Below are 15,985 nucleotides of genomic sequence, written 5' to 3'. Positions count from 1 at the left end.
GCTGGGGGTAGCCGTAGCCGGGCTGGGGCGCCTGCGGCGGCTGGCCGTACGGACCGGGCTGGCCGTACGGACCGGGCTGCTGGGGTTGCCCGCCGTACGGGCCCGGCTGGTTGTAGCTCATGTTCTGGGTTCCCCTCCAGATGCTTATGTGTTTCGGACATCCTGGCGCAGACCCGCCGTGTGCATGGCATCGGGGCTCCCACCGTTACACGGCAAACGCGTTTCGGGACGGGGCCGTGACACCTCTAAACTGACCCCCGTGACCGAGAACGCTCAGCAGCAGCCACCAGCGCCCAGCACCGACCTGCCGACCCAGTACGCGCCGGCCGACGTGGAGGGGCCGCTGTACGAGCGCTGGGTAGAGCGGGGTTACTTCGAGGCGGACGAGAAGAGCGAGAAGCCGCCGTACACCATCGTCATCCCGCCGCCGAACGTCACGGGCAGCCTGCACCTCGGGCACGCCTTCCAGCACACCCTCATGGACGCCCTCACGCGCCGCAAGCGCATGCAGGGGTACGAGGCGCTGTGGCTGCCCGGCATGGACCACGCCGGTATCGCGACGCAGAACAAGGTCGAGCAACAGCTCGCCGAGGAGGGCAAGTCCCGGCACGACCTGGGGCGCGAGGAGTTCGTCGAGCGCGTCTGGCAGTGGAAGGAGGAGTACGGCGGCCGGATCCTCGGCCAGATGCGTCGCCTCGGTGACGGCGTCGACTGGAGCCGCGAGCGCTTCACGATGGACGAAGGCCTCTCCAAGGCCGTCCTCACCATCTTCAAGCGGCTCTACGACGACGAGCTGATCTACCGCGCCGAGCGCATCATCAACTGGTGCCCGCGCTGTCTGACGGCCATCTCGGACATCGAGGTGGAATACCAGGAGGACGCGGGCGAGTTGGTCTCCATCCGCTACGGCGAGGGCGAGGAAAGCCTCGTCGTCGCGACCACGCGCGCCGAGACGATGCTCGGTGACACGGCCGTCGCCGTCCACCCCGACGACGAGCGCTACCGGCACCTCATCGGCAAGCAGATCAAGCTCCCGCTGACCGACCGCACCATCCCGGTCGTCGCCGACGCCCACGTCGACCCCGAGTTCGGCACCGGTGCGGTCAAGGTGACCCCGGCGCACGACCCGAACGACTTCGAGATCGGCCGCCGCCACGACCTGCCGTCCCTGACGATCATGGACGAGCACGGCGTGATCACGGTTCATGGTCCGTTCATCGGCCTGGACCGCTTCGAGGCCCGCTCGGCTGTTGTCGGCGCCCTCAAGGAGCAGGGCCGCATCGTCGCCGAGAAGCGCCCGTACATGCACTCCGTCGGCCACTGCTCGCGCTGCAAGACCACGGTCGAGCCGCGCCTTTCCATGCAGTGGTGGGTGAAGGTCGGCCCGCTCGCCAAGGCGGCCGGTGACGCGGTCCGCGACGGCCGCGTCAAGATCCACCCGGAGGACATGTCGAAGCGCTACTTCGACTGGGTCGACAACATGCACGACTGGTGCATCTCGCGCCAGCTGTGGTGGGGCCACCGCATCCCCATCTGGTACGGCCCGGACGGCGAGGTCGTCTGCGTCGGCCCGGACGACGAGCCGCCCACCGGCGAGGGCTGGACCCAGGACTCCGACGTCCTGGACACCTGGTTCTCCTCCGGCCTGTGGCCGTTCTCCACGCTCGGCTGGCCGGAGAAGACCCCGGACCTCAAGAAGTTCTACCCGACCGACGTCTTGCTCACCGGCCACGACATCATCTTCTTCTGGGTCGCCCGGATGATGATGTTCGGTCTCTACGCCATGGACGGCGAGGCCCCCTTCCACACCATCGCGCTGACCGGCCTGGTCCGCGACGAGTTCGGCAAGAAGATGTCGAAGTCGAACCCGAACGCCGTGGACCCGCTGGTCTGGATGGACGCCTACGGCTCCGACGCCGTCCGCTTCACCCTCGCCAACGGCGCCAACCCGGGCGCGGACGTGCCGATCGGCGAGGACTGGGTCAAGGCATCCCGGAACTTCACCAACAAGATCTGGAACGCCACCCGCTTCGCCCTCATGAACGGCGCCACGATCGAGGGCCCGCTGCCGGACGCCTCCGAGATGTCCGCGGCGGACCGCTGGATCCTCTCGCGCCTGAACACCACGGTCGCCCAGGTCGACGCGTACTACGACGACTACCAGTTCGCGAAACTCGCCGACGCGCTCTACCACTTCGCGTGGGACGAGGTCTTCGACTGGTACGTCGAGCTGTCCAAGACCACGTTCTTCGCCGGCGGCGAGCCGGCCAGGGTCTCCGGGCGGGTCCTCGGCGAGGTCCTGGACGTGATGCTGCGTCTGCTCCACCCGGTCATCCCGTTCGTCACGGACGCCCTGTGGACCACCCTGACCGGCGGTGAGTCCCTGGTCATCGGCGACTGGCCCAAGGACTCCGGGTTCCGTGACGAGGCCGCCGAGCAGGAGATCGAGCTGGTCCAGCGGGTCATCACGGAGGTCCGCCGGTTCCGCAAGGACCAGGGCCTCAAGGACGGCCAGAAGGTCCCGGCCCGCCTGGATCTGACCGGCACCGTCCTGGCCCCCCACGAGGCGGCCATCCGCCAGCTGCTCCGTCTCCAGCCGGAGGGCGACGCCTTCACGGCCACGGCGACCCTCCCGGTCGCCGGCGCGGAGGTCGCCCTCGACCTCTCCGGCACGATCGACGTGGCGGCGGAGCGCAAGCGTCTCGCCAAGGATCTCGCCGCGGCCGAGAAGGAGAAGGCGCAGGCGAACGCCAAGCTCGGCAACGAGGCGTTCCTGGCGAAGGCCCCCGACCACGTCGTGGACAAGATCCGCACCCGCCTGGCCAAGGCGGAGGAGGACATCGCCCGCATTCAGGCGCAGCTGGAGAGGCTGCCGCAGGGTTAAGCGCCAGTACGAGTGTGAGGCCCCCGCAGCTGTCGGGTCCGGGGGTCTCACGCATGCCTCAGGGGCACGTACCTGCTGTTCAGGGGCGCGGGGAACGGCGCGAGCGACCCCCACGGACCCTCAGCCGCCCAGGTGCACAAGCCACCGCAAGCAATGTCAGTCGGTCTCCGTAGACTGGGCCCCGTGAGCGAGCTCCCTCCAGACCACAACGCCGACGACCAGCCCGACCCCCTCAACGCCTTCGACGAGATCATCGCGGAGGAGACCACCCGCGACCCCGACCTCGCGGTCATCGAGGCCGGCAGCCGAACCCTGCGCACCCAGGGCGGACCACCCGACGCCGACATCCCCACGCGCCCCGCCGACCCCGAGGTCGACAAGGCCTTGCGCGAGGTCGAGACCGAGCTCGCCTCCCGGTGGGGTGAGACCAAGCTGGAGCCATCCGTCAGCCGGATCGCCGCGCTGATGGACGTGCTGGGGGAACCGCAGCGGGCGTACCCGTCGATCCACATCACGGGCACGAACGGCAAGACCTCCACGGCCCGCATGATCGAGGCCCTGCTCGGCGCCTTCGAGCTGCGCACCGGCCGCTACACCTCGCCCCACGTGCAGTCGATCACCGAGCGCATCAGCCTCGACGGCGCCCCCATCCCGCCCGAGCGGTTCATCGAGACGTACCACGACATCAAGCCGTACGTGGAGATGGTCGACGCCGCGCAGGAGTACCGGCTGTCGTTCTTCGAGGTGCTCACCGGCATGGCGTACGCGGCGTTCGCCGACGCGCCCATCGACGTCGGCGTCGTGGAGGTCGGCATGGGCGGCTCCTGGGACGCCACGAACGTGATCGACGGGGACGTCGCCGTCGTCACGCCGATAGACCTCGACCACACCGACCGGCTCGGCACCACGCACGCCGAGATCGCCACGGAGAAGGCCGGCGTCATCAAGCAGGGTGCGACGGTCATCATGGCGCAGCAGCCGGTCGACGCGGCGCAGGTGCTGCTGAAGAAGGCCGTCGAGGTGGACGCGACCGTGGCCCGGGAGGGCCTGGAGTTCGGTGTCGTCGAGCGGCAGGTGGCCGTCGGCGGGCAGTTGGTGACGCTGCGCGGGCTCGGTGGCGAGTACCCCGAGGTGTACCTGCCGCTGCACGGCGCGCACCAGGCGCACAACGCGGCCGTCGCCCTGGCCGCCGTCGAGGCGTTCTTCGGCGTCGGCGCGCAGCGGGTCGACCCGCTGGATCCGGACACGGTCCGCAAGGCCTTCGCAGCCGTGGCCTCGCCGGGCCGGCTGGAGGTCGTGCGCCGGTCTCCGGCGGTCGTGCTGGACGCCGCGCACAACCCGGCGGGTGCCCGGGCGGCGGCCGAGGCGATCGGGGAGGCGTTCCAGTTCAGCCGCCTCATCGGTGTGGTCGGCGCGAGCGGCGAGAAGAACGTCCGGGGGCTGCTGGAGGCCTTCGAGCCGGTGTTCGCCGAGGTCGTCATCACACAGAACTCCAGCCATCGCGCCATGGACTCCGACGAGCTCGCCGGGATCGCCGTGGAGGTGTTCGGCGAGGAGCGCGTCCAGGTCGAGCCGCGGCTGCCCGACGCTCTGGAAGCCGCCATCACCCTGGCCGAGGAAGAAGGCGAGTTCGCCGGCGGCGGTGTGCTCGTCACCGGTTCCGTCATCACCGTCGGCGAGGCCCGACTGCTCCTGGGGAGGGGCTGAGTCCCGTGCGCACGCTCTGTTCCTCGACCCTCATCGGCGAGTTCTTCGTCATCGGGTTCGCCGGTCTGGTCGCCATGAAGGATCCCGACCTGTCCATGACGACCGTGTGGACGGTCAGCGGCATCGCGATGTTCCTGTGCCTGGTGCTGTGCGGCCTGGTGGCGCGCCCGGGCGGGGTCGCCCTCGGCTGGGCGCTGCAGATCGCGCTCATCGCGTCGGGGATCGTCGTCCCGACCATGTTCTTCCTGGGCGCGATCTTCGCGGCCCTGTGGTGGGCGTCGGTGCACTACGGCCGGAAGGTGGACGAGGCGAAGGCGAGATTCGCGGCCCAGGCGAGCTCCTCCACACCTGACGCTGCGTAACAGGCGCCCCGACACGCCGGGTAACCTCGTCCCACCGCTAAACCTTTACGTACAAGGAGCCCGTCGTGAGCCAGCGCACCCTCGTCCTCCTCAAGCCCGACGCCGTCCGTCGCGGTCTGACCGGCGAGATCATCAGCCGCATCGAGCGCAAGGCGGGCTGGACGATCACAGCGCTGGAGCTGCGCACGCTGGACCAGGACACGCTGGAGCAGCACTACGGCGAGCACAAGGGCAAGCCCTTCTACGAGCCGCTGGTGGAGTTCATGGCCTCCGGCCCGGTCGTGGCGCTGATCGTCGAGGGTGAGCGGGTCATCGAAGGGGTGCGCGCGCTCGCCGGCCCGACCGACCCGATCGCCGCCGCCCCCGGCTCCATCCGCGGCGACTTCGGTGTGATCGTCCGGGAGAACCTGATCCACGCCTCGGACTCCGAGGAGTCCGCCGAGCGCGAGGTGAAGATTTTCTTCCCCGGCCGGGCGTAGCGCCCGCACCTCACCAGCACATTCGGAAGGTCAGGGGGCCGAGGCCCCCTGGGCTTTGCGGCATATGCGTGGCGATCGAGGGAACGATGGTCCCCGAACGCCCGTCTCCAGAAGCGAATGCGGACGGCATCTGCTGACAATGGCGGAGACCCTCCCGCAGTGTTCGCGAAGGCGCGTCTACGATGGAAGCCTTCACGTCACAGCACCCACCTTTGCCTACCTGAAAAGCCCTCAAAGCTAGTGGGAAGGCCAGACGAATCCTGATGGGGAACTCAATGTCGTTCATCGGCCGTGACATGGCTGTCGACCTCGGGACCGCCAACACGCTGGTGTACGTCAGGGGTCGCGGGATCGTACTCAATGAGCCGTCCGTCGTCGCGATCAACACCAACACCGGTGGCATCCTCGCGGTCGGCGCCGAAGCGAAGAAGATGATCGGGCGCACGCCCGGCAACATCGTTGCCGTGCGTCCACTGAAGGACGGCGTGATCGCCGACTTCGAGATCACCGAGCGGATGCTCCGTTACTTCATTCTGAAGATCCACAAGCGGCGGTATCTGGCTCGTCCGCGGGTCGTCGTCTGTGTGCCCTCGGGCATCACGGGCGTCGAGCGCCGCGCCGTCATCGAGGCGTCGTCCCAGGCCGGCGCCCGCCAGGTGCACATCATCGAGGAGCCCATGGCCGCGGCCATCGGCTCCGGCCTGCCGGTCCACGAGGCCACGGGCAACATGGTGGTCGACATCGGCGGCGGCACCACGGAGGTCGCGGTCATCTCCCTCGGCGGCATCGTCACCGCCCAGTCCATCCGTGTCGCGGGCGACGAACTGGACAACGCGATCATCCAGCACATCAAGAAGGAGTACTCCCTCCTGCTGGGTGAGCGCACGGCCGAGCAGATCAAGATCACGATCGGTTCGGCGTACGACCTCGACTCCGACGAGCACACCGAAATCCGCGGCCGGGATCTCGTCTCCGGGCTGCCGAAGACCGTCGTCATCTCCGCCGCCGAAGTCCGCAAGGCGATCGAGGAGCCGGTCAACGCGATCGTCGACGCGGTCAAGACGACCCTCGACAAATGTCCGCCGGAGCTGTCGGGCGACATCATGGACCGAGGAATCGTTCTGACCGGCGGCGGGGCGCTGCTGCGGGGTCTCGACGAGCGGCTGCGCCGGGAGACCGGCATGCCGATCCACATCGCCGAGGACCCGTTGGACAGCGTGGCGCTCGGATCCGGAAAGTGCGTCGAGGAGTTCGAAGCGCTGCAGCAAGTGCTGGACGCCCAGCCGCGCAGATGACATAACTCGTCGATTCCGCCGTACGGGACGATCTCCTCTCGTACGGCGGATCGTTGATATAGAGACATAAGCTCCCACAAAGCAGCCCCTCGGGATTCCCTGGGGCTTCCCGAATTCCTATGAGGAAGGGCACGGCCGCCGCACGTGAGGGACACACGAGAGAGCCGGCTGCTCCTGGTGCTGCTGATCGCCATCGCGTTCGCGTTGATCACGGTGGACATTCGCGGTGGGGAGGATTCCCCGGTCGACGGTGCCCGGCAGGGCGCGGCGACGGTCTTCGGCCCGATCGAGAGCGGTGTGGCGGCCGCGGTCGACCCGGTCGGCAACGCGGTCTCCGCCATCCGGGAATCCGGTGAGCGGCACGACCGGCTCGCCGCGCTGGAAGAGGAGAACGCGGCCCTGAAGGCGCGGCTCGGCAGCGACGACCGCAGCCGCAGCCGCCTCAAGCAGCTCGACAAGATGCTGAAGATCTCCGGCCGGGGCCAGTACGGCATCAAGGGCGCCGAGGTCATCGCCATCGGGGCCGCGCAGGGCTTCTCCTGGACCATCACCATCGACGTGGGCGCCAACGACGGCATCAAACGCGACATGACCGTCCTGAACGGGGACGGGCTCGTCGGCCGGGTCACCACCGTCGGACCCAACACCGCCACGGTCCTGCTCGCCAGCGACCCCGACTTCACGGTCGGCACCCGGATGGAGGCCGGCGACGAACTCGGCTTCGCCTCCGGGCAGGGCGACCGCCCGCTGCGCGTGGAACTCCTCAACGGCAAGGCGGAGGTGAAGAAGGGTGACCGCCTGGTCACCTTCGGCTCGCAGGCCGACCGGCCGTTCGTGCCCGGCGTGCCCGTCGGCGTGGTCTCCCGCGTCGACCCGTCCGGCGGCGGTCTGACCCGCACGCTCTACGTCACGCCGTACGCCGCCTTCAGCAAGCTCGACATCGTCGGTGTCGTCGTCGAGGCCCCGAAGAAGGACCCGCGCGACACGGTGCTCCCGCCCAAGCCGAAGCCGACTCCGAGGCCGACGGTGACGGTGACCGTGACGCCGTCCGCCGAGGCCCCCGCAGACGGCCAGAACCAGCAAGAGCAGTAGGAGCTGTCACCCCATGCGCGTCAACCGGATCCTGCTCTCCTCCGCCCTGGTCGTCGTCGCCCTGGTGATCCAGGTGAGCGTCCTCGCCCGCCTGCACCTGCCGGGCGCCGTGCCCGACCTGATGCTCCTCACCGTCCTCGGGCTCGCCCTGGTGTACGGCCATGTGGGCGGCGCCCTCGTCGGTTTCGGCGCGGGCCTGCTCGCCGACCTGGCCCCGCCCGCCGACCACGCCGCCGGGCGCTACGCCCTCGTGCTGTGCGTCATCGGCTACCTCGCGGGCCTCGCCAAACCCGAGACGGGCCAGCTGAAGTCCGCGACCGGCCCCATGGCCGTGGTGGTCGCCGCCGCGGTCGGCTCCACCCTGCTGTACGCGGGGGTCGGCGCACTCGTCGGGGACACCGCCGCCCGCCATGTGGGCCTCGGCAGCCTGCTGTTCACGGCCGCCCTGTACGACCTGCTGCTCGCCCCCTTCGTCGTGCCGGGGATCATGGCCCTGGCACGGCGCGCCGAGAACGATCCGCTCGCAGAATCGACCTCGGCCGCGGCCAAGGCCACGGACATCTCCTCCGGCTGGCTCTCCGGCGGCACCGGACTGAAGATCGGCAGCCAGCGCAACGGGCTGCGCGTGAAGGCCGCCCGGGCGCGGATGGCACGCGCCGGACGCATCAAGGGGGTCAAGCGGCTGTGAACGCAGGGAAGTTCACCCGAACGGGTCGGTCCAGTAGGAACGCCGGCTCGTGGGCCGGGCGTTCATCACTCGACACCGCACATCCGTGCCCCGGCAGACCGCCGGCCCCGCACTCCCGTACGCGCACCGAGAGGAGGAGGCAGCCGCAGTGACCAACATTCCCGAGACCGGCCGGAACTCACGAGTCCAGATCCGGCTCGTCGTCATCCAGGTCCTCGTCCTCTCCCTCCTGCTCACCCTCGGCGGACGCCTCTGGTACCTCCAGATCCGCGAGGGCGCCGCATACGCCAAGGAGGCCTCGGGCAACCACGTCCAGCAGGTCGTCCAGCCGGCCGTGCGCGGCTCGATCCTGGACGCCCGCGGCGTGGCCCTCGCGGACAACGAGACGCGGCTGGTGGTCTCCGCCTCGCGCACCGACCTGCTGAAGATGAAGGACGACGGCAAGGACGTCCTCGCCAAGCTCGCCAAGGTCCTCGGTATGACGCCCAAGGAGGTCCAGGAGAAGGTCCGGCTGTGTGACGCCAAGACACCGCAGCCCTGCTGGAACGGCTCGCCCTACCAGCCCATCCCCATCACCGATGAGGCCACCGCCAAGCAGGCCCTCCAGATCCGCGAGCGCGCCGAGGACTTCCCCGGCATCACCGCCGAGCCCGAGGCCGTGCGCCGCTACCCGAGCCCCGGCAAGGCCAACACCGCCCAGGTCCTCGGCTACCTCTCGCCGGTCACCGACGAGGAGATCAAGAAGGCGCAGAACACCAACTCGCCCTACCTGCGCTCCGACCAGGTCGGCCGCTCGGGCCTGGAGCGCCAGTACGACAAGGCGCTGCGCGGCAAGGCCGGCGTCACCCGCTACGAGGTCGACAACCTCGGCCGGGTCATCGGCCAGGCCGAGGCCGACCCGGCCCACCCCGGCGACAACCTCGTCACCAGCATCGACTCCCGGGTCCAGCGGATCGCCGAGTACCAGCTGAACGAGGCGATGAAGGAAGCCCGCAAACAGCACGACCGGAACACCGGCACCAACTACAAGGCCGACTCCGGCGCCGTCGTGGTGATGGAGGCCAAGACCGGCCGCGTCGTCGCCATGGCCTCGAACCCCTCGTACGACCCGAACGCCTGGGTCGGCGGCATCTCCGCCAAGGACTACACCCGCCTCACCGGCAAGAGCTCCAACTACCCGCTGCTCAACCGCGCCATCCAGGGCCAGTCGGCCCCCGGCTCCATCTTCAAGGTCATCCCGACGGCCGCCGCCGTCAACGCGGGCTACTCCTTCAACGGCCCGTACCAGTGCTCCAGCTCGTACTCGATCGGCGGACAGGTCTTCAAGAACTTCGAATCCCAGAGCCACGGCCCCATCAGCCTCGGCCGCGCCCTGGAGGTCTCCTGCGACACCGTCTTCTACCGGCTCTCCCACGAGGAGTGGAAGCGCGACGGCGGCACCAAGCCGAAGAAGAACGCCAACGACTGGTTCTACAAGACCGCCCACCAGTTCGGCCTCGGCAAGGAAACCGGCATCGACCTGCCCAACGAGGTCACCGGCCGCGTCCCCGACCGCCAGTGGAAGCTCGACTACTGGAAGGCCAACAAGGACGCCTGGTGCCGCACCGGCAAGCGCAACGGCAGCTACGCCGAGAAGATCGCCTACGAGAACTGCCTCGAAGGCAACCGCTTGCGCGCCGGTGACTCCGTCAACTACTCCATCGGCCAGGGCGACACGCTCGTCACGCCCATCCAGATGGCCACCGTCTACTCGGCCATCTCCAACGGCGGCACCCTCTACAACCCCTCCGTCGGCAAGGCCGTCATCAGCGCCGACGGCAAGACTGTCACGCCGATCAAGCCCGAGTCGCACGGCAAGCTGCCCATGACCCAGAAGACCCGCGACGAGATAGACGAAGCCCTCGCGGGAGTCGCCACCCGCGGTACGGCCGCCTGGAGGTTCGGCGGCTGGCCGCAGGACAAGATCCCGATGCACGCCAAGACCGGTACGGCGGAGGTCTACGGCAAGCAGACGACCTCCTGGTTCGCCACGTACACCAAGGACTACTCGATCGTCATGACGATCTCCCAGGGCGGTACGGGCTCCGGCGCCTCGGGCCCCGCCGTCCGCAACATCTACAACGCGCTGTACGGCGTCTCCGAGGACGGCGCCATCGACCCCGCGAAGGCCCTCCTGCCGACCCCCCAGAAGGCCCTGCCGAAGGTCAAGACGGACGGCACCATCAGCTCCCCCAAGGTCTCCAAGGACCCGGCCAAGGACCAGAAGCCCGACAAGAAGGACCCGAACGCCCCGGACCCGCTCCAGCCGGCGACGGCCGCCCCGCCGACGCCGGAGAACCGTGACACCCGAAGGCGCCGCCGCCGGGGAAGCCGGAGGTTGCCAGCATGACCGGCGGTGTGAACAGCTTCCAGGTCTCCGGCTACGGGCCCGAGCGCTCCGGCTGGACGCGCCTGCTGGCCCGCGACTCGGTGGCGCGTCGGCTCGACTGGCCGATCCTGCTGTCGGCGACGGCCCTGTCGCTGCTCGGCACACTCCTCGTCTACTCGGCCACCCGCAACCGCACGGAGCTCAACCAGGGCGACCCGTACTACTTCCTCGTCCGGCACCTGCTGAACACCGGCATCGGCCTCACCCTGATGGCCGCCACGATCTGGCTCGGCCACCGCGCCCTGCGCACAGCCGTGCCCGTCCTCTACGGCTTCTCGGTGCTGCTGATCCTGCTGGTGCTGACCCCGCTCGGCTCCACCATCAACGGCGCCCATTCCTGGATCAAGCTGCCCGGCGGCTTCTCCCTCCAGCCCTCGGAGTTCGTCAAGGTCACGATCATCCTGGGCATGGCGATGCTGCTGGCGGCCCGGGTCGACGCGGGCGACAAGCAGTACCCCGACCACCGCACCGTCGTGCAGGCGCTCGGCCTGGCCGCCGTGCCCATGCTGATCGTCATGCTGATGCCCGACCTCGGGTCGGTCATGGTGATGGTCATCATCGTGCTCGGCGTGCTGCTGGCCTCCGGGGCGTCCAACCGCTGGGTATTCGGCCTGCTCGGCGCGGGCACCCTCGGCGCGGTCACCGTCTGGCAGATCGGCGTGCTCGACGACTACCAGATCGCCCGCTTCGCCGCCTTCGCCAACCCCGAGCTCGACCCGGCCGGCGTCGGCTACAACACCAACCAGGCCCGCATCGCCATTGGTTCGGGAGGCCTGACCGGCTCCGGCCTCTTCCACGGCTCGCAGACCACCGGCCAGTTCGTCCCCGAACAGCAGACGGACTTCGTCTTCACCGTCGCCGGGGAGGAACTGGGCTTCCTCGGCGGAGGCCTGATCATCGTGCTCCTCGGCATCGTCCTGTGGCGGGCCTGCCGCATCGCCCGGGAGACCACGGACCTGTACGGCACGATCGTGGCCGCGGGCATCGTCGCCTGGTTCGCCTTCCAGACGTTCGAGAACGTCGGCATGACGCTCGGCATCATGCCCGTCACCGGCCTGCCCCTGCCGTTCGTGTCATACGGCGGATCGTCGATGTTCGCCGTGTGGATAGCGGTGGGCTTGCTCCAGTCCATCCGGATGCAACGACCGATGTCGGCCTGACCCCGCGTGGGGTGGCCCTCTGCCGCCCCACGCCCCGGCCGACTAGATTCGGTTCATGGCGGACACCAAGCGCGAGATCGAGCGGAAATACGAGTCGGCGAACAGCGAACTGCCCGACCTGACCGGAGTCGCCGGAGTCGCGGCCGTCGTCGACCAGGGCGTGGCCCACCTCGACGCCACCTACTACGACACCGGCGACGAACGCCTCGCCGCGTCCTCCGTCACCCTGCGCCGCCGCACCGGCGGTTCCGACGCCGGCTGGCACCTGAAGTTCCCGGTCGCCCCGCACGTCCGCGACGAGATCCACGCCCCGCTCTCCGACACCCTCCCCGACGACCTCGCCGCGCTGGTCCGCTCCCGGGTCCGCGACAGCGAACTGCTGCCGGTGGTCCGGCTGCGCTCCGAGCGCGACGTACGCCACCTGCTCGACGCGGACGGCCTGCTGCTCGCCGAGGTGAGCCTGGACACCGTCCGTGCCGAGCGGCTCACGGGACGCGGCGGCACAGCGCAGTGGACCGAGATCGAGGTGGAGCTCGCCGACGGGGGAGACCCGGCCTTGCTCGACAAGGCGGAGAAGCGGCTGCGCAAGGCGGGCGTACGACCCTCGGCGTCGTCGTCGAAGCTGGCCCGCGCCCTGGAGGAGACGGCACCGGGCAAGCGGCGCAGGACCGCTCCCGCCCGGGAACCGGTGACCGCCGCAGACCATGTGCTCGCCTACGCGCGCACCCAGCGGGACGCCATCGTCGAGCTCGACCCCGCCGTCCGCCGCGACGCCGAGGACGCCGTGCACAGCATGCGCGTGGCGACCCGCCGGCTGCGCAGCACCTTCAAGTCGTTCGGCGAGATCCTCGACCGGACCGCCACCGACCCCGTCGGCGACGAGCTGAAGTGGCTCGCCGGCGAGCTGGGCCTGGACCGGGACCGCGAGGTGCTGACCGACCGGCTGAAGGCGGCCCTCGACGAGGTGCCCGACAACCTGGTCCGCGGCCCGGTCGCGGAACGCCTGCACTCCTGGTCCAGCGCCGAGCACCGCGGGGCCCGCGGACGCCTCCTCGGCGTCCTGGACTCCCGCCGCTACCTCACCCTCCTCGACACCCTCGACGCGCTGCTCGCCGACCCGCCGCTGCTGAAGGCGGCCGGCAAGGCGCCCCGCAAGCCGATCGCCAAGGCCGTACGGAAGGACTTCCGCAAGGTGTCCGGGCTGATCAGGCGGGCGGCGGACCTGGAGCCCGGCACCGACCGGGACGCCGCACTGCACGAGGCCCGCAAGAAGACCAAGCGCACCCGCTACGCCGCGGAAGCGGCCGAGCCCGTCCTCGGCAAGCCCGCCAAGACCATGGTCAAGTCCATGAAGGCGCTGCAGAAGCTGCTCGGCGAACACCAGGACAGCGTGATGGCCCGGCAGGCCCTGCGAGAGCTGTCAGCGGTCGCCCACGCGGCGGGAGAGAGCGCCTTCACCTACGGCCTGCTCCACGAGCGCGAGGAGCAGCGGGCGGCGCGCGCGGAAGCCGAACTGCCCGGGTTCTGGGAAGAGATCAAGGACGGAGCGACGGACCTCTGACCTTCCGGCGTACGGAGGCGCCCCGCGATCGCGTTAGTCTGGATGGTCACCCCTGTCAGTTCAGTCCAGCTCACGAAGGTGCGCGACATGCCTGCCGAAGTCGCTGCGTCGGTCTTCCCGCAGCTCGAAGCTCTGCTCCCGCATGTGCAGAAGCCGATCCAGTACGTCGGCGGAGAACTCAACTCCACAGTCAAGGACTGGGACTCCTGCGACGTCCGCTGGGCGCTCATGTACCCGGACGCCTACGAGGTCGGTCTGCCCAACCAGGGCGTCATGATCCTCTACGAGGTGCTCAACGAGCAGCAGGGCGTCCTCGCCGAGCGCACCTACAGCGTGTGGCCCGACCTCGAGGAACTCATGCGGGAGCACCACGTCCCGCAGTTCACGGTGGACAGCCACCGGCCCGTCAAGGCCTTCGACGTGTTCGGCCTGTCCTTCTCCACCGAGCTGGGCTACACGAACATGCTCGCCGCCCTCGACCTGGCCGGCATCCCCCTGGAGGCCAAGGACCGCGGCCTGGACGACCCGATCGTCCTGGCCGGCGGCCACGCGGCGTTCAACCCCGAGCCGATCGCCGACTTCATCGACTGCGCCGTGATCGGCGACGGCGAGCAGGCGGTCCTGGAGATCACCGCGATCGTCCGCGCCTGGAAGGCCGAGGGCCGCCCGGGCGGCCGCGAGGAGCTCCTCTTCCGTCTGGCGAAGACGGGCGGCGTGTACGTCCCCGGCTTCTACGACGTCGAGTACCTGCCGGACGGCCGTATCGCCCGCGTCGTGCCGAAGCGCAGCGGCGTCCCGTGGCGCGTGTCCAAGCACACCGTCATGGACCTCGACGAGTGGCCGTACCCCAAGCAGCCCCTGGTCCCGCTGGCCGAGACGGTCCACGAGCGCATGTCCGTGGAGATCTTCCGCGGCTGCACCCGCGGCTGCCGCTTCTGCCAGGCCGGAATGATCACCCGCCCGGTGCGCGAGCGCTCCATCACGGGCATCGGCGACATGGTCGAGCAGGGCCTGAAGGCCACCGGCTTCGAGGAGGTCGGCCTGCTGTCCCTCTCCTCCGCCGACCACACGGAGATCGGCGACATCGCCAAGGGCCTCGCCGACCGCTACGAGGACGACAAGATCGGCCTGTCGCTCCCCTCCACCCGCGTGGACGCCTTCAACATCGACCTGGCGAACGAGCTGACCAGGAACGGCCGCCGCTCCGGCCTCACCTTCGCCCCCGAGGGCGGCTCGGAACGCATCCGCAAGGTCATCAACAAGATGGTCTCCGAGGACGACCTGATCCGCACGGTCGCGACGGCGTACGGCAACGGCTGGCGCCAGGTGAAGCTGTACTTCATGTGCGGCCTGCCGACGGAGACCGACGACGACGTCCTGCAGATCGCCGACATGGCGACGAAGGTCATCGCCAAGGGCCGCGAGGTCTCCCGCTCCAACGACATCCGCTGCACGGTCTCGATCGGCGGCTTCGTCCCCAAGCCGCACACGCCCTTCCAGTGGGCCCCGCAGCTCTCCGCCGAGGAGACGGACGAACGCCTGCAGAAGCTGCGCGACAAGATCCGCGGCGACAAGAAGTACGGCCGCTCCATCGGCTTCCGCTACCACGACGGCAAGCCCGGCATCGTCGAGGGCCTCCTCTCCCGGGGCGACCGCCGCATCGGCGCGGTCATCCGCGCGGTCTACGACGACGGCGGCCGCTTCGACGGCTGGCGCGAGCACTTCTCGTACGACCGCTGGATGGCCTGCGCCGACAAGGCCCTCGCCCCGTTCGGTGTCGGCGTCGACTGGTACACCACCCGCGAGCGCACCTACGAGGAGGTTCTCCCCTGGGATCACCTCGACTCCGGCCTGGACAAGGACTGGCTCTGGGAGGACTGGCAGGACGCCCTCGACGAGACCGAGGTCGACGACTGCCGCTGGACGCCGTGCTTCGATTGTGGGGTGTGTCCGCAGATGGACACGGCCATCCAGATCGGCCCGACGGGCAAGAAGCTGCTGCCTCTGACGGTCAAGAATGCCGCGCCGACGCCGAGCGGGCACTCGCACTGAGGTGGTGACGCACTCGTTCGGGCGATGGATGCCCTGGCGCCTCTGCCGGGCCCGGGAGAGGCTTCGGCCATCCACTCTGAAGTGCAGTGGGTCTGAGGCTCCCGGAGCCCCGCTGAAGCGTTTCTGGTGACTGCTGAGCCCCCTTCGACTGGCGAATTCCAGGGGTCGTAGCAACACAGTGATCAACTGGCTGTCGCCAGGAGCTTAGCGAGACGCTCGGCTGGGGTTTCCCAGCCGAGCGTTTTGCGCGGGCGGCTGTTCAGCTCGGCAGCCACGG

Annotated in this window: 11 protein-coding genes; all 11 read left to right on the top strand. The window is 69.4% G+C overall.

Features of this window, described 5'->3' with window-relative positions; genetic code table 11:
* Positions 1 to 259: 259 nt before the first annotated feature.
* Positions 260 to 2,884, top strand: a complete 2,625-nt coding sequence (locus C1J00_RS22415) for a valine--tRNA ligase (protein ID WP_102910855.1) — start codon at positions 260 to 262, stop codon at positions 2,882 to 2,884.
* 183 nt (positions 2,885 to 3,067) lie between these two features.
* On the top strand, positions 3,068 to 4,591 hold the full coding sequence (gene folC / locus C1J00_RS22410; protein ID WP_102910854.1) for a bifunctional tetrahydrofolate synthase/dihydrofolate synthase: 1,524 nt from the start codon (positions 3,068 to 3,070) through the stop codon (positions 4,589 to 4,591).
* Between the two features lie 5 nt (positions 4,592 to 4,596).
* On the top strand, positions 4,597 to 4,953 hold the full coding sequence (locus C1J00_RS22405) for a DUF4233 domain-containing protein (RefSeq protein WP_102910853.1): 357 nt from the start codon (positions 4,597 to 4,599) through the stop codon (positions 4,951 to 4,953).
* Positions 4,954 to 5,018: 65 nt separating this feature from the next.
* On the top strand, positions 5,019 to 5,432 hold the full coding sequence (ndk, locus tag C1J00_RS22400; protein ID WP_062926842.1) for a nucleoside-diphosphate kinase: 414 nt from the start codon (positions 5,019 to 5,021) through the stop codon (positions 5,430 to 5,432).
* A gap of 275 nt (positions 5,433 to 5,707) precedes the next feature.
* Positions 5,708 to 6,727, top strand: coding sequence for a rod shape-determining protein (locus tag C1J00_RS22395; RefSeq protein ID WP_004001297.1), 1,020 nt, complete (start codon positions 5,708 to 5,710; stop codon positions 6,725 to 6,727).
* Positions 6,728 to 6,871: 144 nt separating this feature from the next.
* Positions 6,872 to 7,819: a rod shape-determining protein MreC gene (gene mreC / locus C1J00_RS22390; RefSeq protein WP_102910852.1), complete on the top strand. Its 948-nt coding sequence runs from the start codon at positions 6,872 to 6,874 to the stop codon at positions 7,817 to 7,819.
* A gap of 13 nt (positions 7,820 to 7,832) precedes the next feature.
* On the top strand, positions 7,833 to 8,507 hold the full coding sequence (gene mreD, locus C1J00_RS22385; RefSeq protein WP_102910851.1) for a rod shape-determining protein MreD: 675 nt from the start codon (positions 7,833 to 7,835) through the stop codon (positions 8,505 to 8,507).
* Positions 8,508 to 8,655: 148 nt separating this feature from the next.
* A complete protein-coding gene (gene mrdA, locus C1J00_RS22380) occupies positions 8,656 to 10,896 on the top strand; it encodes a penicillin-binding protein 2 (protein ID WP_102910850.1) in 2,241 nt (746 codons plus the stop codon).
* Positions 10,893 to 12,095 carry a rod shape-determining protein RodA gene (gene rodA, locus C1J00_RS22375; protein ID WP_102910849.1) on the top strand — a complete coding sequence of 401 codons (1,203 nt, stop codon included), beginning with the start codon at positions 10,893 to 10,895 and terminating at the stop codon, positions 12,093 to 12,095. The genes mrdA and rodA overlap by 4 nt, the downstream gene beginning before the upstream one ends.
* A 55-nt stretch (positions 12,096 to 12,150) precedes the next feature.
* Complete coding sequence (locus C1J00_RS22370) at positions 12,151 to 13,656, top strand: CYTH and CHAD domain-containing protein (RefSeq protein WP_102910848.1); 1,506 nt, start codon at positions 12,151 to 12,153, stop codon at positions 13,654 to 13,656.
* A gap of 87 nt (positions 13,657 to 13,743) precedes the next feature.
* The gene (locus C1J00_RS22365) at positions 13,744 to 15,708 is read left to right on the top strand and encodes a TIGR03960 family B12-binding radical SAM protein (RefSeq protein WP_102910856.1); all 1,965 of its coding nucleotides are present in this window, start codon (positions 13,744 to 13,746) and stop codon (positions 15,706 to 15,708) included.
* The last annotated feature ends 277 nt before the right edge of the window (positions 15,709 to 15,985 follow it).

The organism is Streptomyces cahuitamycinicus (genome assembly GCF_002891435.1).
In the GTDB taxonomy this organism is placed as follows: Bacteria; Actinomycetota; Actinomycetes; order Streptomycetales; family Streptomycetaceae; genus Streptomyces; species Streptomyces cahuitamycinicus.
The sequence above is the reverse complement of the archived record's forward strand: the minus strand, read 5'-3'. Positions and strand labels throughout refer to the sequence as shown.

Excerpts from the sequence above, each read along its gene's own strand:
- C1J00_RS22365 (WP_102910856.1), top strand. The coding sequence starts at position 13,744 with ATGCCTGCCGAAGTCGCTGCGTCGGTCTTCCCGCAGCTCGAAGCTCTG.
- C1J00_RS22370 (WP_102910848.1), top strand. The coding sequence starts at position 12,151 with ATGGCGGACACCAAGCGCGAGATCGAGCGGAAATACGAGTCGGCGAAC.
- mreD (WP_102910851.1), top strand. The coding sequence starts at position 7,833 with ATGCGCGTCAACCGGATCCTGCTCTCCTCCGCCCTGGTCGTCGTCGCC.
- C1J00_RS22395 (WP_004001297.1), top strand. The coding sequence starts at position 5,708 with ATGTCGTTCATCGGCCGTGACATGGCTGTCGACCTCGGGACCGCCAAC.
- rodA (WP_102910849.1), top strand. The coding sequence starts at position 10,893 with ATGACCGGCGGTGTGAACAGCTTCCAGGTCTCCGGCTACGGGCCCGAG.